Origin of the sequence: Schleiferia thermophila (genome assembly GCF_003337435.1) — a bacterium.
In the GTDB taxonomy this organism is placed as follows: domain Bacteria; phylum Bacteroidota; class Bacteroidia; order Flavobacteriales; family Schleiferiaceae; genus Schleiferia; species Schleiferia thermophila.
Map to the genome: position 1 here is coordinate 96,319 of NZ_QPJS01000003.1, position 15,461 is coordinate 111,779.

The following is a 15,461-nucleotide window of genomic DNA, read 5'->3' on the forward strand; positions in this document are numbered from 1 at the left end:
TGATTTTATTGCTTTCTCCTTTTTTTCGGATAATCGAAAAATCTCAATTCAGCTTTCGTGTTAATATTTTTCCAATCGTCGATTGGATAAACCAAACAAGCAATACCGGTGGTAGGTACATTGTCGATGTGATGATTGATGGCGTGATTGACAAATTCAGTGATGCCGGGATTGTGAGCAAAGACCATTATTTTCTGATATTCGTTGCTCACTTTTTTAATTACATTGGCTATCTGCTCTGCCGGAGCATCGTACAGCATCGGGTCTATTTGTATCATGGAGAACGGAATGCCAAACTGCCGGGCAAAAATCATAGCAGTATGCAGCGCCCTGGTAGCAGGACTGCTGATAATCAGCTCAGGAATGTCACCATTGACTCGAAGGTATTTTGAAGATTCATAGGCATCGTTTACTCCTCTGCCGTTGAGTGGTCGGTCCAGGTCTGGTATATTGTCAAAATCCCAGCTAGATTTGGCATGGCGTATCAAATAGAGCGTTTTCATGGGATGTTGTTTGATAAAGGGGTTTGGTGCGAAATAAAGAGTTACAAAAATCTGGTGAAGTGTGTATATCTTAACATAGCATCTTGTAATTTAAGAATAAAGTAATCTGCTGGTGACATCTGGTTAAAAAAAAATCGCCGGATTTCGCCGGCGACTTTTACGGATGTTGGTGCTTCAGCTCCTTATTTCAAAGCTTTCATGCCTTCTTCGATCATGTTGTAAAACTGATCAATCTTCGGAAGGAGTACAATGCGTGTTCTTCTATTGGCCTGGCGACCTTCGCTGGTTTCATTGGAAGCTACCGGTAAGTATTCACCTCTTCCGGCAGCTGTAATTCGGGATGGGTTTACACCGTATTCATTTTGAAGAACTCTGACAATAGCAGTAGCTCGCTTTACACTGAGATCCCAGTTATCAAGTAAGAGTCCCCTTCTAAAAGGCACATTGTCGGTGTGACCTTCTACCAGCAGTTCAAGTTCAGGACGTGCATTGGCTATTCTTGCAACTTTGCCTAGTACCTCAAGAGCTCTTTGATTTAACTCATAAGAGCCGCTTTTAAATAAGAATCTATCGGAAATGGAAATAAATACGACGCCTTTTTCTACGCTTACCTGAATGTCTTCATCGTCGATGTTGCCCAGAGCGCCTTTGATGGATGTCACTAGCGCGAGCAACACACTGTCTTTTTTGGTGAGTGCATCGCGAAGGGTTTTGATTTGGAGATCCCTTTCTTTCAGGCTCTCGAGGGACCGTTCGAGATTTTCAGCTTCTTTTTTGGAAAGAGTACTCAGTTCACCAATATTATTGAGCAACTTATAATTTACACTTCTCAGGTAATCAATTTCTGAAGAAACTTTCTTGCGTTCATCCAGGCAAGCTGCAAGCTCCAATCTGGTTTTGCCTAATTCATTGTCCAACTTGTTGTATTTATCCTGTAGTTCCGAATATTTCTTTTTCGAAACACAAGACGCCGAAACTAGAAGTATGCTTAAAAATAAAATACCTTTTTTCATAAAGATTTTAGATTTTTTCGCAAAGTTATATCAATTAAATTCAGAAAAAATACTTAAGAATATAAAATAATTCATTTTGAATTTATGATTTTACACTGTTTATCAATTAATTAAAAAGAGAGGTTACCATATTGAAAGACAGATTTTACTTGAAATAATGCCTTGCTCTTTTCTTTCTGTGTTTTTTCTTTTCTAATTAAGGGTACGTAAGCGTAGGTTTAGCAGTAGGTTTGTTTTAAATGGTTGCCCTTACAATGGGCAATACTTAAAAAGAGTATAATTCAACCCAATCAATCTTGTGGTATATTTGTTAAAAATGAGGGTTTTGATAAAAGTACCAATGAAAAAAAATTTTCTTTGGATATTACTCATAGTTTACAACCTTGCAAGTTATGGTGTAGCGGCACAGGTGGATAGCACAGTTGTTAGGTTGTACATTCCGAGCCAATTTTTTATAGTTAAAGTAAAAGATAAAATCTACGAAAACCGCAAAATCATCAGAATACCTCAAGGATTGCAGCGAATCCAAATCTACACCCCGGAATTTGAATTTCTTGACACTTTGATCTACATTGAAAATAATCCTGATGGTCAGATCATTTCACCCGTATTTAAAATTTCCCGTGAGTTTGATAACTACATCAATGAAATGAAAACCTACAGGGAGACAAATTTTATTGAAGTAGGTGTACCGCTTATACTTACTGCATTTTCAGCCGGATATACGGTTTATTATTACGGTCGTGCCAATCTCAGTTACGACAATGCAGCCTATACATACAGGAAGTGGCTTGGTGCTAACAGCATTGAGAAACAAGCTTATCTGAATGAATTTCAAAGACACTTTGAAGAGTATAAATACTATAGAACTATGAACTATATCTCTTTGGCACTTGCTTCAGTTTCCTCAGTGTTTACGATCCGGGGGATAATCAGGTACTACAGGAGAAAAACACCCGTGTACAGACTTCCAATCATCCCTTTTGAAGAGTATGATATTAGATTGGAACCGCTAAGCTATGACCTACTTTATCCAGGTATAAAAATTATAGTTCCCTTTTAAAAATGAGAAAAATTCTGTGGATATATCTTTTTTTTAACATCATAGGTTGTGTGAAATATTACAACGAATTTGATACCTCCGTTCACTTTTTGGATAGTTATGTGTATACAAGTGGAATCTTTGACAGCCTGCAACTCAATATTCTAAAAGTCAATATAACAGAACCAGAAGGTTCACAAAACTGTACGTACACATTTTTTTTAGAAATCGACAAGGCGCACAAGCTTGAATTACAAAAAGTGAGTAGGTATTTTTTTGACATTGAATTTCGGGAAGACAGAGCTGGTGGATTGTATTACAGAGTGAATGACATCGCATTTAAAGATACTCTTAGTTTTCAGCATCGCACCATTCCATGCAACGCCAAAGTACGCTACTTTTACCGCGTCTTTGCAAGGAGTGTGACGGATGGAAATCTCGTATTTATCAGCAACTCGCAAACTTTTGAATACAATTGACAGCAGTACTTTAATCTACATATGTACAATCACATGATAGTTACAACTACAGATTACATCGCAGGATATGAAGTAGTTGAAATATTGGGGATAGCCAGAGGTTCTACAGTAAGAGCCAGAAATGTAGCCAGTGATTTTTTTGCCGGATTAAAAAACATTGTAGGAGGTGAAATTTCAGAATACACCAAACTCATGGCCGATGCCCGAGAACAAGCGCTTAAACGTATGATAAATGACGCGTCAAAATTGAATGCAGATGCGGTAATCAATGTTCGCTTCATGACTTCAACAGTCATGCAAGGTGCAGCCGAGATCCTGGCGTATGGTACGGCAGTGAGGCTAAAGAAAATCGTTTGAATCAACATGGAAATTGCCGCTTTCCTTGTCGGGTTACTCCTATATGGAGTAGGTGGAGTAATAGTAGTACTTCTGATTATATATCTTATCTTGAAGAGAATTAGAGATCTGCGAAATGAAGATTTTGAAAAACGAGATTATTGAACAGATGGTTTTCAAGGCAATTTTGGAATGGATAGATCACAGACGCATCATAACTTCGGATACGATTAATCAGCAGAAGATTGAAAACATTTTTAAACCATTCAGATTATACATTAGGTAAAAATCTAAAACTATGTTATCGTTTTTTTTACAAAAGAAAAAAACAGCAACTCAAGAAAATTTCTGGATAGAAGACCTGAAAAAACAACCAAGACCCAAGTTTCACACCCTGGAGATAGCCGACATAAAAAGAGAAACGGATGATTGCGTATCCATTGCCTTCAAAGTACCTGCAAATCTGAGGGATGAATACCGATATGCCGCTGGTCAGTACGTGACCTTGAAAGCTGAAATTAAAGGAGTAGAAGTGCGAAGGTCGTACTCACTCTGCTCCAGTCCGTTGGAAGATGAGATAAGGGTAGCTGTAAAAAGGGTAGAGGGCGGAACATTTTCCTCATATGCCAATGAGCAGCTCCAGCCGGGTATGAAATTGGATGTCATGACACCACAAGGCAATTTTACGGTCCCTTTTTCACCTTCAAAATCAAGAATATATGTCATGTTTGCAGCCGGGTCTGGAATTACACCCGTCATGAGTCTTATCAAAACCATCTTATGGCACGAATCAAGGAGTAGAATTGTTTTGTTTTATGGCAACAGGTCTGTTTCTTCCATTATATTTCGTGAGCAAATCGACGATCTGAAAAATGAGCACCTCAACAGGCTTGAAGTGCACCATATCCTCAGTAGGGAAGACCAGGGTACAGATTGGCTCAAAGGGAGAATTACAGCAGACAAAGTCCGACTGTATGCTGAAAAATTTTTCATCCCTGCTTCTGTGAATCACTTCTTTATATGCGGTCCTGAAAAAATGATCTTTGAGGTAAAAGACACTTTGGAACAATTGGGAGTCGAAGAGTCGAAAATTCATTATGAGCTGTTTACGGTCTCTACCGCAGGTCAAAATGCAGCAAACGATACGATAAAAAGCACCAAAGCGGATGTGTTGTCACATGTCACTGTGATACTCGATGGTGAAGAAACACATTTTGACGTATCCTCAAAAGGTGTGTCAATTCTCGATGCTGCACTGGATGCAGGAGCTGATGTGCCTTTTGCCTGCAAAGGTGCCGTATGTTGTACCTGCCGTGCAAAGGTGTTGGAAGGTAAAGTGGTCATGGAGATGAATTATGCACTTGAAGAAGATGAGGTGGAGCAGGGGTATGTGCTCACATGTCAAAGCCATCCGGTGACTGAGCGTGTCGTGATTAGCTATGACGATTAAAATAATATAACTATTATTTAAGCTTTTTGACAGTTGTAAACGTTTGAGAGGTTGTGAAAAAATTTGTTACTTTGCAGCCCATTTTCAGATAGCTGTAAATTTAAAAATATACTCATGGCCCGTGTTTGTCAGATTACAGGAAAAAAAGACAGAAAAGGAAACTATGTGTCTTTTTCCAATAAGAAAAATAAAAGGCTTTTTAAGGCAAACCTCACAACCAAACGATTTTTTATACCTGAGGAGAACAAATGGATAACGCTGCGTGTGAGCACGAAAGCCATTAAGACCATCAACAAAAAGGGAATTTCAGCAGTGTTAAAAGAAGCTGTTAATACTACGGGTTTGATTAAATAATCATATAAAAAACATGGCAAAGAAAGGCAATAGAATTCAGGTGATACTTGAGTGTACAGAACATAAAAATTCGGGAATGCCCGGAACTTCACGGTATATCACCACTAAAAATAAAAAAAATACACCCGACCGTCTGGAACTTAAAAAGTATAATCCCATATTGAAAAGGGTGACAGTACATAAAGAAATTAAATAACAGGAAGAGATGGCAAAGAAAGTAGTAGCAACGTTAAAAAGAGAAGGCGCTGTAAAAGCTTATACCAAGGTGATCAGAATGATCAAGAGCGAAAAAACAGGCGCATATACCTTTGAAGAAAAGGTAATTGAAAAAGAGCTGGTAAACGATTATCTAAAAGGAAAAGCTTAAAAATTCAGAGTTGTTTTCATGGCAGAGAAAGGCTGTCCGGGTTAGAGTTCGGGCGGCCTTCTTTGTTTTTTAAGAAATTATTCAACCAAAGGGAGATTAAAAAAAAATTTACTTCCTTCCCCAATCAGAGAATCTACTTTTAGCTCTCCACCCATTTCCTCCAATGCACTTTTGCAAAAATTTAGACCGATTCCACTGCCTTCTATATCAGAAGTATTTCTGGCTCTACCTCCAAACTTAAATATATTCAAAAGTTCTTCTTCTTCGATTCCCTGGCCGTTATCTTGTATATAAATATTGGCAAAGCTGTCAGAATATTCAGCAAAAATTTTAATTTCAGGTCGTTCATTTATTTTTTTGAATTTTATTGCGTTGTCTATCAGATTTTGAAAAACTCGGATCAGCAGAGATGGATCTCCATATACAATAGGCAGCTTACTTACTTCGATTTTTGCTTGGCTCTCTGTAATTTTTATTGTCATAAGTTTAAGGACTTTTTCAATTATTTCATTGAGGTTAACGACTGATTTTGAAATGGATTTATTGATTTTTTGATTCAATACATCCCGTATCATTAGATTCAGGTTATACGCTGATTTTTTAATCAAATCCAAGTAGTATGAAAGTTCATCAATGGAAATATTATTATCAATATCAATCAAATCAATTAGTCCAATAATATTATTGACAGGAGCTTTAAAATCGTGAATTAAAGAATAGGTAATTTTTTCCAATCTACTATTGAGATCTTCCAGTTTTTTTACTAAATCTTCAGCCCTATTTTTCTGAAATATTAGTTCTTTTTCGTACAATTTTCTTTGGGAGAACTTACTAGCTGATAGTACATAAACATAAAAGTTTTCTTTAAGAGCCATTTTTTTACCGTTCAATACACTAGGAATTAAATTTCCTGTTTTGGTTTTAATTTCAACTGCGACTTCTTCAAAAGCACCTCGAATTTCCAACAGTGGAATTATATGAGTGTCAATCAAAATTTTATTAGAAACAGAGAAAATATCGTACAGCGTAATTTCATTGGCATCTTCCTCAGTTTTCAAAATAGTTTCTTTCGCTGATTTATTTATGTAAAGCAGTTGGAGGTTTTGGTTTAAAACAAAATAAAATGTGTTAGAATTATCTAAAGTTTTTATCAGATTATCCTGAGATAATAAAAAATTCATTTTAAATAGCTCTTCATCGCGGAAATAACCAGATCAGGTGCTGTAAGGTGTGGACAATGTCCTGCGGTAGGAAGCTCCACATAGTGGGCATTCTTTATTTGTTTTGCCACATATTTACCTACTTCTACATTGACGATTGCATCAGGATTGGTTTGGAGAATAAGTGCAGGACCAGTAACCTGATTTAGATATTCTCTGTAATCTCCTAAAAAAGTGACTTTGGCAAAGTTTTTTGCAATTCCATCAGGCATCGAACAAAAACTAATTCTGAGCTCATCGGAAAATTCTTTTTTCTCATCATTGCCTATGATTACTGGTGTGATAAAACTTGCCCAATGGAAAAAATTAGACTCCAAGGCTTCTATCATATTGGTTATATCTGATTCATTGAATCCGCCTTTATAATCGTCTTTGTTTATGTAGCAGGGCGTTGGACCTATTAATATGAGGTGACTGAATGCATCGGGCTTTTTCAGTTGGGCCAAAATGCCGATTGTGCAGCTTACCGAATGACCAACAAAAATTACGTCTTTTAAATCTAAGGCTGTACAAATTTCCAGTACATCATCGGCATACTGATGAAGGGAATTGTATTTTTCAGGGGTGTAATGAGAAGTGTCCGATCTACCCGCTCCCATTAAGTCATAAAGAACAATTTTGCATCCATCAGAAAAAGAAGGAGCCACAAAGCGCCACATATTTTGGTCACATCCATAACCGTGGGAGAAAAGCATTACCTGATCTCCTGACCCACTTAAGTGAATGTTGTATTTTGAAATTATCGACATTCTGCTCTCCATACCTTAAGGGATTTTGCACAAATTTAACTTTTACAATCTAGACCATCGAGATGATTTAGTAAATCTCGGTATTTTTTCCAGTCAAAGGACATTTGGGTCAAAGGGCAATCAGATACCATGCGGTTCCCAGATGATGCGCATGAAGGTACTGAGGTTTTGATTTGTATAACTTACAGGAATGCCGGTAACAATACCTATCAGAAAATTGTCTTTGATTTCTAGGCGCATTTGCGGCCTGAATACGGCAAAAAAATCATTTCTGTAAAAGTATTTGTTGATTTCTATGCCCAGAAAATTGCGTGTACCGGGCAGCATGTAGTGGATGTTGCTGTTCCATTCAATTCGCGAATGGATAGTGCCGGTGCTGAAATGCTGGAACAGCTGAGGACCGGCATATATGAGGGAATGCCAGTTATTGCCCCAACGTTTGGCAGCTACCAAAAAGGGGTTGTACATATTTTCGTAGAACAGGCGGGAGCGTATCGAAGAGGGAGGGTTGAAAAATATCTCATTCAGATATCCGAGAGCCAGGGAGACAGCCTTATTTGTGTTTACATAAAAAGTCCACTGCGAAGCAAGTTTGATACTTTCAATTTGATTTTCCGGTATATAACTGTTGGACGTTCCGAGGTGTTCGTTAAAAAAATTGACAGGGACTTCAACTTCCAGTCCCAGCCGGTCAATGATTGCCCATTCGTACTCGACAAAAAATAGAAGTTCGTCATATTGCTTTTTATTAAAAAGACCCAGACCGATATTCCACTCTGCTTCACCTTTTCTGGCTCCGAGATCGCGAATCAGGTCGATAAAGAGGGGCTCAGCGTGCAGTACTTTAGGCTTTCCCTGAAATGATTCGTAGACAGCGATGTAAAGGCTGTCAATTACTTTGTCCTCATTATCCTCACTCTGAGGGTCAGGGACCTCTATCTGGGCGTTCAGATAGTAAAGGCAAAGAGTGAGCAGAGAAAAGAACCAACATTTTTTATTCATACCTGAGAAGCTTGGAATTACTTACCCTCGGGGCAATTGGCTGCTGAAGGTGACGTGCCGTTAGCTGACAAAAGTCACAAAAGTACTTGAGGGCGATCATAGATTGAGCTCAAGTCAAATTTCAAATTTGTCTGCGAAAAATAAACTCGCATATGGAAATTATTTACTTACTCATCTTCATTAGTGTAATGGTAGCCACTGGCTTTTTGATCGCTTTTGTCTGGAGTGTTAATTCTGGACAATACGATGACAATGTGACTCCTGCCATCAGGATGCTGTTTGAGGATGAAGTGAACAAGTGTGAACAGAAAGACAAGAATTCTTAAATATCCAATCGATTATGAACATAGAGAAGTTTAACTACGACAACCGGACTGTCCGTGACTTTATGATCGCGGCTATTGTGTTTGGCATTGTAGGCATGCTGGTAGGGCTCACGGTGGCCTTGCAGTTGGTTTTTCCGGTGCTGAACTTTGATACTTCATGGCTGACTTTCGGCAGAATCAGGGCGTTGCACACCAATGCTGTCATATTTGCTTTTGTAGGAAATGCCATGTTTGCAGGAGTGTATTATTCGCTGCAGCGGTTGCTGAAAACGCGCATGGCTAGTGATTTTTTGAGCAGGTTTCACTTCTGGGGCTGGCAGTTGATCATCCTGGCTGCCGCCATAACACTTCCATTAGGCTATACTTCAAGTAAGGAATATGCAGAGCTGGAATGGCCTATTGACATAGCGATAGCAGTAGTGTGGGTGGCTTTTGGAATCAATATGATCTGGACTATACTGATCAGAAGGGAGCGCCACCTGTATGTTGCAATTTGGTTTTACATAGCTACGTTCGTTACTGTCGCATTGTTGCACATTTTTAACAATTTGGAAATTCCAGTTCATGCATTGAAAAGTTACTCGATTTATTCCGGAGTACAGGATGCATTGGTGCAGTGGTGGTATGGGCACAATGCTGTGGCGTTTTTTCTCACTACTCCCATTTTGGGGCTGATGTATTACTTCCTTCCTAAAGCTGCCAACAGACCGGTCTATTCTTACAGGTTGTCGATTATTCATTTTTGGGCATTGATCTTTATCTATATATGGGCGGGGCCCCACCATTTGCTCTACTCTGCATTGCCCGATTGGGCTCAGTCATTGGGTACTGTATTTTCTGTGATGCTGATTGCTCCGTCCTGGGGTGGTATGATCAATGGCCTGCTTACTCTGCGAGGAGCATGGGACAAGGTAAGAGACAGCGCAGTACTCAAGTTCTTTGTAGTTGCTGTGACGGCATATGGCATGGCTACCTTCGAGGGGCCTATGCTCTCAACAAAGAGTGTAAATGCCATAGCTCATTTTACTGATTGGGTGCCAGCACACGTACACATTGGTGCATTGGGTTGGAATGGATTTTTAGCCTTTGGCATGTTTTACTGGCTGGTACCGCGTATTTATCAGACAAAGCTCTTCTCTGAAAAACTTGCCAATGTGCATTTCTGGATAGGAACCATCGGAATTCTCTTCTGGGCTTTACCAATGTATGTGAGCGGATTTACACAAAGTCTTATGTGGAAGCAGTTCAATCCCGATGGAACTTTGGTCTACGGCAACTTTCTGGAAACTGTAACTCAAATCATTCCAATGTATGCCCTGAGAGCTTTCGGAGGATTTCTGTATGTGGTAGGTATCCTGATTATGACATACAACCTTGCAATGACCATGGTTAAAGGCAAACTATTGGCCGAAGAGCCGGCAGAGGCTCCTGCCTTGGCTCCGGTGGCTGCTCATGGGCATGAAACATTTCACAGAGTACTGGAGAGAAAACCCGTTGTGTTCACCGTACTAGTATTTATTGCTGTATTGATAGGAGGTGTAGTAGAGATCGTACCTACCTTGATGGTAGAAAGCAACATTCCCAAAATAGCCTCCGTAAAACCCTATACTCCTCTTGAGTTAGAAGGTAGAGATATTTATATCCGCGAGGGATGTAATGCTTGTCACTCACAGCTCGTTCGTCCGTTCAGGAGCGAGATTGCCCGATATGGCGAATATTCTAAGGCAGGTGAATATGTTTACGATTATCCATTTCTTTGGGGAAGTAAGCGCACCGGACCCGATTTGCACAGGATAGGGGGTAAGTATCCCCACAGCTGGCACTACAATCATATGTGGGACCCCACATCCATGAGTCCCGCTTCTATAATGCCCAGATACCCGTGGCTGTTTACCACTGATAAAAACGATGCAACCCTTAATACCAAGTACACACAAAAGAAAATGAAACAATTGGCTAAACTCGGCGTCCCCTATACTCAGGAAGAAATTGACCGTGCCTTGATCGATCTGGAAGTACAAGCTCAAATGATTGCCGACGAGCTGAATAAAGATCCCAATATCAGCGTTAAGCCAAATGAGGAGATCATAGCTCTGATTGCATACCTGCAAAGACTTGGTACAGATATCAAAGTTAAAAGCCAAACAGCTCAAAACTAACACCATGCTTAAGTTTGTAAAACATCATCTCGCCGGAATAGACAATGTTGATGTCTATCCGATTATTTCGCTGATTCTTTTCGGCAGTGTCTTTATCATCATTTTGGTCAAAACCTTTCTGGCCGATAAAAAAGTGATGAAGGAATTAAGCAATATTCCACTGAACGATGATTTATCAAATCCCCAAAAACCACTGATATGAAAAAGATTCCTTTGTTTTTCCTTCTCCTTTTCGGGCCTGTAGCTATGGCTCAGGAGCAGCAGGCTACAGCCGGATTTGACTGGTATAGTTTGCTGAATGATCTCTTTTTCTGGATGTTTTTTATCACATTTGTTTTATTGATCCTTACCCTGGTTACTGTTAATAGGGCGTTTAATGCCATTAAAGAACTGATGACAGCCCAAAAAAATGCAATTCAATCAACTGAGGTTGAGGCAGAGGAGCAAGTAATGGTGGAGGCCAGACCTTCGCTTTATCAAAGAATCATGTATGCATTGACCAAAGCCAAGCCTATCGAAAAAGAAGCAGACATCATGCTCGACCACGACTACGACGGCATAAAGGAGCTCGACAATTCACTACCGCCCTGGTGGGTTTGGGGTTTTTACATCACCATTATTTATTCGGTCATTTATTTGCTTCATTTTCATGTATTAGGTACCGGACCAAGTAGTATAGAAGAGCTGGAACGAGAACTTGCCCTGGCTGAAAAGCAAAAAGAAGAGTATCTGAAAACTGCTGCCAATCTGATCGACGAAAACAATGTCCAGTATTTAACTGCCGAGGCAAATCTGGCCAACGGCAGAAAAATTTACGAGCAGAACTGCCCTAGTTGCCATGCCATAGATGGAGGCGGACTGGTTGGCCCAAACCTGACGGACGACTACTACATTCACGGAGGGAGCATTCAAGACATTTTTAAGGTGATCAAATACGGAGTGCTCGAAAAAGGAATGCTTGCCTGGAAAGACATGCTTTCACCTGCACAAATGCAGGATGTGGCCAGCTATGTAAAATCACTAAAAGGTACTACTCCGGCCAATCCAAAAGAACCCCAGGGCACCCTTTACGTGGAGGATGAAAACCTAGAGAAAGAAACTTCTGAAAATACGACCGAATCAGAGCAACTAAGTCAGAATTGATTTTGAAAAAATCTTTATAGCAGGTAGGTAGCCGGCCTGATGTGTTGTAAAGCGCACAGGCCGGTTTTTAGTGTTTTTAAAGTATTTTTACCTGCTAAATTGTATTCAATGAGAACTTTTCTCAAGCTAATTTTCTTAGCTTCTACAGCTGTGGCCTGCGACTATATTTCTGATCCGGTGAAGTCGCAGACAGGTCTTCCAGGAGGCAATCAGGAAATTAAAAGGGTTGTACTTCTTGAAGAATTCACCGGACATCAATGCCAGAACTGCCCGGATGCTCATTCAGCTGCCAATGTACTCAAAGATCAATACGGCGACCAGCTGGTAATTGTGGCCATTCATGCGGGAAATTTTGCCAACGTATCTGCTGACTATCCTTACGATTTCAGAACTCCCGCCGGTAATGAACTCTTTTCTTTTTTCAATGGATTTGCAGTCCCTTCAGGGATGATCAATCGAATGGATTACTCCCCAAGCCGTACGCAATTGAAGACCTTTTCTTCCTGGTCATCTTTGATAGCCGAAGAAATCAACAAAGAACCTGATGTAGATATCAAAATTTCTAAAGATTATAATACACAAAACAGACAACTCACAGTGACAATACAAGTAAAAGGGTTGAAGACGCAAATCGGTAATTACCGCCTATCTGTCTTTTTGACCGAAAGCGGTATAATAGCACCTCAAAAGCATGGAAGCCAAAGAATCGAAAACTATATACACAACAGCGTGCTTCGCGCTGCACTCAACGGTACTTATGGGGAGCCGGTTTTTGTTGGTGGTATTGAAATCAATAAAATCGAAACCCACACCTACTCTATAACACTTCAGTCAGAGTGGGTGGCCGAAAATTGTGAACTCATCGCTTTTGTGTACGATCAAGACAGTTATTATGTACATCAGGCAGCAAGAAAGTACGTGAGACAGTAAAAGACCCATGACGAGTTGTTTTTAATAACTTTGTCCAGAACTCTTGTCTTTTATACTAAGTACCTTTGTGCCGTATTTATCTCATATAATGGAATTTAATGAAGAACTTGTTGACAGAATAGAAAAGTTGTCAACCAAATACAAAGCAAGCGGTCAGGACCTGATAGCTTTTCTTGATGGTCTATTGTATGCTGATTACCTCACGTATTGGGATTACATTCATTTAGATACCCTGCTCAGTTTACAAAAACCCAGAACACCCATTCACGACGAGACGATTTTTATCATCTACCATCAGATTACTGAGCTATATTTCAAGCTTACACTACACGAAATCAATTACATAGTCCGACAGAAAAATCCAGATTCTTCTGAGCTGAAAAAATCGATGAAGAGGATAAACCGGTATTTCGACGCACTCTGTCATTCCTTTGCTATCATGAGCGAAGGGATGGATAGAGAGCAATTTTTGAAGTTCAGACTCGCCCTCATACCGGCCAGCGGTTTTCAGAGCGCTCAGTACAGAAAAATTGAGATCTGCTCCACATGGTTTATATGCCTGGTGGATAAAGATTTCCGAGATTCAATGGAAGTACGTAAGGCCTCCATTGAAGAAATGTTTGAATATGTATACTGGAAAAAAGGTGCAATTATTGAGGAGACCGGAGAAAAAACTCTGACGTTGAGGCAGTTTGAAGAGAAATATAGCGATGAGTTGATCCGACTGGCCAGGAGCATGGAAGGCAAGACCTTGTGGGACGTCTATCTCCATCTGGAAAATGAGGGTAAGGCAGATGAGGAGTTAAAGGAACTGTTCAGAGAATTTGATGAAAATGTCAATGTACACTGGCCGCTTCAGCACCACAAATCTGCTGCTAATTATTTGGCAAGAAGACCTACAGATCTGGCTGCCACTGGTGGTACCAACTGGCAAAAGTACCTGCCTCCACGCTTCCAAAAGCGAATTTTCTATCCTAGCCTCTGGACAGAGGAAGAAATCGAAAACTGGGGAAAAAGCTGGGTCAAAAAAAATTTTATTCACTAACTAAAAATCGCCAATAGACTTGAAAAAAAAATCCTTTCTATCAAGTGTATTTTTTCTAGCCATTGCCGTGGTCATTTTCTCCTCAAAACGCTTTGAAAAAAATGATGAAAACGATAACGAATCCGATGAACAAAAAATAGAATTAGAGCAAGAAATATTTTTTCATGGACTTTCCCTTTCTGAATACGATACTCTATCCGTTAAGATAGTTTCCGGGGATATATTGCCAAATGTATTAAAAAGAGCCAATGTGGATGCACTGGTTGCCAATCAGGTAGCGACGTTGGCATTGAAATATATTAATCCTGCTGAGATACAGCCCGGGCAATGGGTACGAATATTTATACCAAAATCCGACAGTCAGCCAAAATTTGCAGTGATGGAAGTGCACCCTGCAAAAAAGGTTATCTTCCATCTGCGAGACAGCTTATATGTGTATCAAGAAATTAAAGAAATTGCAACCTTTCAAAGATCTGCAGGAGCAGTCATACACAACTCCTTGTACCAGGATTTGGTCAATCAGGGTGTGCCGGCTGCCGTGGTTGTTAAGCTGGCAGATTTGTACGCATGGTCAATTGACTTTTTTAAAATTCAACCCAATGACTCCATCAAGTTAATTTTTGAGCAGAAGGTAGTGGACGACACCCTTGTCATGGGTACAGGAAAAATCTTAGCAGCTGTATTGTACCACAACAATAAACCGCATTACGGATTCTATTATAAGTCATCTGACGGAAAGGTCGATGGATATTATAATGAGGAGGCAGAAGCATTGAAGAGTTTTTTTCTAAAAGCACCTCTTAATTTCTTCAAAATTACTTCACGTTACAACCTTCGTCGCTTTCACCCGGTACTAAAAACAACAAAGCCCCATCTGGGTACGGACTATGCTGCTCCACATGGCACCCCTATTATGACCACTGCTGATGGCGTGATAGAAGCCATGGGATATACAGCCGGAAATGGCAACTATGTGAAGGTAAAGCACAATCAAACGTATTCCACCCAATATCTTCACATGAGTAAATTTAAAAGCGGATTAAAGGTCGGCTCCCGAGTAAGGCAAGGAGATATAATTGGATTTGTGGGCAGTACAGGTCTGGCTACTGGTCCGCATGTATGCTACAGATTTTGGAAAAACGGAAAACAAGTGGACCCTCTGGCAATTGATCTACCAGTGTCCAAACCTATGGATGATATGTACAAGGAGGCGTATTTGAAATCAATAAAGCATACAAAAATAAAGCTTGACAACTATCGCATCGAAAGAGTGCAAGACGCTGATTCCAAACCTTTGACAGCAGTGACTCCAAAGAGTTAAAAGGTCTCCGGCATAAGGAGAC

The 15,461-nt window shown here is 40.0% G+C and carries 19 protein-coding genes; 14 read left to right on the forward strand and 5 right to left on the reverse strand.

The annotated features are described in order from the left end of the window. Positions 1–5: 5 nt before the first annotated feature. Both DES35_RS07785 and DES35_RS07790 read right to left on the reverse strand, forming a co-directional pair. Positions 6–503, reverse strand: a complete 498-nt coding sequence (locus DES35_RS07785; RefSeq protein ID WP_037358301.1) for a SixA phosphatase family protein — start codon at positions 501–503, stop codon at positions 6–8. A 182-nt stretch (positions 504–685) separates the two neighbouring features. Further along, positions 686–1,516 carry an OmpA/MotB family protein gene (locus DES35_RS07790; protein WP_037358302.1) on the reverse strand — a complete coding sequence of 277 codons (831 nt, stop codon included), beginning with the start codon at positions 1,514–1,516 and terminating at the stop codon, positions 686–688. A gap of 340 nt (positions 1,517–1,856) precedes the next feature. On the opposite strand from DES35_RS07790, the gene DES35_RS07795 reads away from it, so the two are divergent. From DES35_RS07795 to DES35_RS07825, 7 genes are all read left to right on the forward strand, one after another. Continuing rightward, a complete protein-coding gene (locus DES35_RS07795; protein ID WP_037358304.1) occupies positions 1,857–2,579 on the forward strand; it encodes a hypothetical protein in 723 nt (240 codons plus the stop codon). Between the two features lie 2 nt (positions 2,580–2,581). Continuing rightward, complete coding sequence (locus DES35_RS07800) at positions 2,582–3,037, forward strand: hypothetical protein (RefSeq protein WP_114366278.1); 456 nt, start codon at positions 2,582–2,584, stop codon at positions 3,035–3,037. A 33-nt stretch (positions 3,038–3,070) separates the two neighbouring features. Further along, the gene (locus DES35_RS07805) at positions 3,071–3,394 is read left to right on the forward strand and encodes a YbjQ family protein (protein ID WP_037358503.1); all 324 of its coding nucleotides are present in this window, start codon (positions 3,071–3,073) and stop codon (positions 3,392–3,394) included. A 277-nt stretch (positions 3,395–3,671) separates the two neighbouring features. Next, positions 3,672–4,823 carry a 1,2-phenylacetyl-CoA epoxidase subunit PaaE gene (gene paaE / locus DES35_RS07810; protein WP_114366279.1) on the forward strand — a complete coding sequence of 384 codons (1,152 nt, stop codon included), beginning with the start codon at positions 3,672–3,674 and terminating at the stop codon, positions 4,821–4,823. A 114-nt stretch (positions 4,824–4,937) separates the two neighbouring features. Continuing rightward, positions 4,938–5,177 (forward strand): 50S ribosomal protein L28, encoded by a 240-nt coding sequence (gene rpmB / locus DES35_RS07815; RefSeq protein ID WP_037358309.1) that lies wholly within the window; start codon positions 4,938–4,940, stop codon positions 5,175–5,177. 13 nt (positions 5,178–5,190) lie between these two features. Then, positions 5,191–5,373: a 50S ribosomal protein L33 gene (rpmG, locus tag DES35_RS07820; protein ID WP_037358312.1), complete on the forward strand. Its 183-nt coding sequence runs from the start codon at positions 5,191–5,193 to the stop codon at positions 5,371–5,373. A gap of 9 nt (positions 5,374–5,382) precedes the next feature. After that, positions 5,383–5,544 (forward strand): DUF4295 domain-containing protein, encoded by a 162-nt coding sequence (locus DES35_RS07825; protein WP_114366280.1) that lies wholly within the window; start codon positions 5,383–5,385, stop codon positions 5,542–5,544. 77 nt (positions 5,545–5,621) lie between these two features. On the opposite strand, the gene DES35_RS07830 is transcribed toward DES35_RS07825, so the two are convergent. The 3 genes from DES35_RS07830 to DES35_RS07840 form a co-directional block, all read right to left on the reverse strand. Next, positions 5,622–6,725 carry a sensor histidine kinase gene (locus DES35_RS07830; protein ID WP_114366281.1) on the reverse strand — a complete coding sequence of 368 codons (1,104 nt, stop codon included), beginning with the start codon at positions 6,723–6,725 and terminating at the stop codon, positions 5,622–5,624. Beyond that, a complete protein-coding gene (locus tag DES35_RS07835) occupies positions 6,722–7,525 on the reverse strand; it encodes an alpha/beta fold hydrolase (RefSeq protein ID WP_244906336.1) in 804 nt (267 codons plus the stop codon). The genes DES35_RS07830 and DES35_RS07835 overlap by 4 nt, the downstream gene beginning before the upstream one ends. A gap of 108 nt (positions 7,526–7,633) precedes the next feature. After that, positions 7,634–8,515 carry an HAEPLYID family protein gene (locus DES35_RS07840; protein ID WP_235183067.1) on the reverse strand — a complete coding sequence of 294 codons (882 nt, stop codon included), beginning with the start codon at positions 8,513–8,515 and terminating at the stop codon, positions 7,634–7,636. Between the two features lie 152 nt (positions 8,516–8,667). Here DES35_RS07840 and ccoS point away from each other — a divergent pair, with 152 nt between their 5' ends. From ccoS to DES35_RS07875, 7 genes are all read left to right on the forward strand, one after another. After that, positions 8,668–8,841 carry a cbb3-type cytochrome oxidase assembly protein CcoS gene (gene ccoS / locus DES35_RS07845; RefSeq protein ID WP_037358318.1) on the forward strand — a complete coding sequence of 58 codons (174 nt, stop codon included), beginning with the start codon at positions 8,668–8,670 and terminating at the stop codon, positions 8,839–8,841. 14 nt (positions 8,842–8,855) lie between these two features. Then, positions 8,856–11,000, forward strand: coding sequence for a cytochrome-c oxidase, cbb3-type subunit I (gene ccoN, locus DES35_RS07850; RefSeq protein ID WP_114366282.1), 2,145 nt, complete (start codon positions 8,856–8,858; stop codon positions 10,998–11,000). 4 nt (positions 11,001–11,004) lie between these two features. Next, positions 11,005–11,202: a hypothetical protein gene (locus tag DES35_RS07855; protein WP_037358512.1), complete on the forward strand. Its 198-nt coding sequence runs from the start codon at positions 11,005–11,007 to the stop codon at positions 11,200–11,202. Continuing rightward, positions 11,199–12,143, forward strand: coding sequence for a cbb3-type cytochrome c oxidase N-terminal domain-containing protein (locus tag DES35_RS07860; RefSeq protein WP_114366283.1), 945 nt, complete (start codon positions 11,199–11,201; stop codon positions 12,141–12,143). The genes DES35_RS07855 and DES35_RS07860 overlap by 4 nt, the downstream gene beginning before the upstream one ends. 108 nt (positions 12,144–12,251) lie before the next feature. Further along, positions 12,252–13,073 carry an Omp28 family outer membrane lipoprotein gene (locus DES35_RS07865; protein WP_037358325.1) on the forward strand — a complete coding sequence of 274 codons (822 nt, stop codon included), beginning with the start codon at positions 12,252–12,254 and terminating at the stop codon, positions 13,071–13,073. Between the two features lie 88 nt (positions 13,074–13,161). Then, positions 13,162–14,118: a tryptophan 2,3-dioxygenase family protein gene (locus DES35_RS07870; protein ID WP_114366284.1), complete on the forward strand. Its 957-nt coding sequence runs from the start codon at positions 13,162–13,164 to the stop codon at positions 14,116–14,118. 19 nt (positions 14,119–14,137) lie between these two features. Next, positions 14,138–15,439, forward strand: coding sequence for a M23 family metallopeptidase (locus DES35_RS07875; RefSeq protein ID WP_051889279.1), 1,302 nt, complete (start codon positions 14,138–14,140; stop codon positions 15,437–15,439). Positions 15,440–15,461 lie beyond the last annotated feature (22 nt).

Coding starts and splice junctions, on each gene's coding strand:
- DES35_RS07785 (WP_037358301.1), bottom strand. CDS start 503: ATGAAAACGCTCTATTTGATACGCCATGCCAAATCTAGCTGGGATTTT.
- DES35_RS07790 (WP_037358302.1), bottom strand. CDS start 1,516: ATGAAAAAAGGTATTTTATTTTTAAGCATACTTCTAGTTTCGGCGTCT.
- DES35_RS07795 (WP_037358304.1), top strand. CDS start 1,857: ATGAAAAAAAATTTTCTTTGGATATTACTCATAGTTTACAACCTTGCA.
- DES35_RS07800 (WP_114366278.1), top strand. CDS start 2,582: ATGAGAAAAATTCTGTGGATATATCTTTTTTTTAACATCATAGGTTGT.
- DES35_RS07805 (WP_037358503.1), top strand. CDS start 3,071: ATGATAGTTACAACTACAGATTACATCGCAGGATATGAAGTAGTTGAA.
- paaE (WP_114366279.1), top strand. CDS start 3,672: ATGTTATCGTTTTTTTTACAAAAGAAAAAAACAGCAACTCAAGAAAAT.
- rpmB (WP_037358309.1), top strand. CDS start 4,938: ATGGCCCGTGTTTGTCAGATTACAGGAAAAAAAGACAGAAAAGGAAAC.
- rpmG (WP_037358312.1), top strand. CDS start 5,191: ATGGCAAAGAAAGGCAATAGAATTCAGGTGATACTTGAGTGTACAGAA.
- DES35_RS07825 (WP_114366280.1), top strand. CDS start 5,383: ATGGCAAAGAAAGTAGTAGCAACGTTAAAAAGAGAAGGCGCTGTAAAA.
- DES35_RS07830 (WP_114366281.1), bottom strand. CDS start 6,725: ATGAATTTTTTATTATCTCAGGATAATCTGATAAAAACTTTAGATAAT.
- DES35_RS07835 (WP_244906336.1), bottom strand. CDS start 7,525: ATGGAGAGCAGAATGTCGATAATTTCAAAATACAACATTCACTTAAGT.
- DES35_RS07840 (WP_235183067.1), bottom strand. CDS start 8,515: ATGAATAAAAAATGTTGGTTCTTTTCTCTGCTCACTCTTTGCCTTTAC.
- ccoS (WP_037358318.1), top strand. CDS start 8,668: ATGGAAATTATTTACTTACTCATCTTCATTAGTGTAATGGTAGCCACT.
- ccoN (WP_114366282.1), top strand. CDS start 8,856: ATGAACATAGAGAAGTTTAACTACGACAACCGGACTGTCCGTGACTTT.
- DES35_RS07855 (WP_037358512.1), top strand. CDS start 11,005: ATGCTTAAGTTTGTAAAACATCATCTCGCCGGAATAGACAATGTTGAT.
- DES35_RS07860 (WP_114366283.1), top strand. CDS start 11,199: ATGAAAAAGATTCCTTTGTTTTTCCTTCTCCTTTTCGGGCCTGTAGCT.
- DES35_RS07865 (WP_037358325.1), top strand. CDS start 12,252: ATGAGAACTTTTCTCAAGCTAATTTTCTTAGCTTCTACAGCTGTGGCC.
- DES35_RS07870 (WP_114366284.1), top strand. CDS start 13,162: ATGGAATTTAATGAAGAACTTGTTGACAGAATAGAAAAGTTGTCAACC.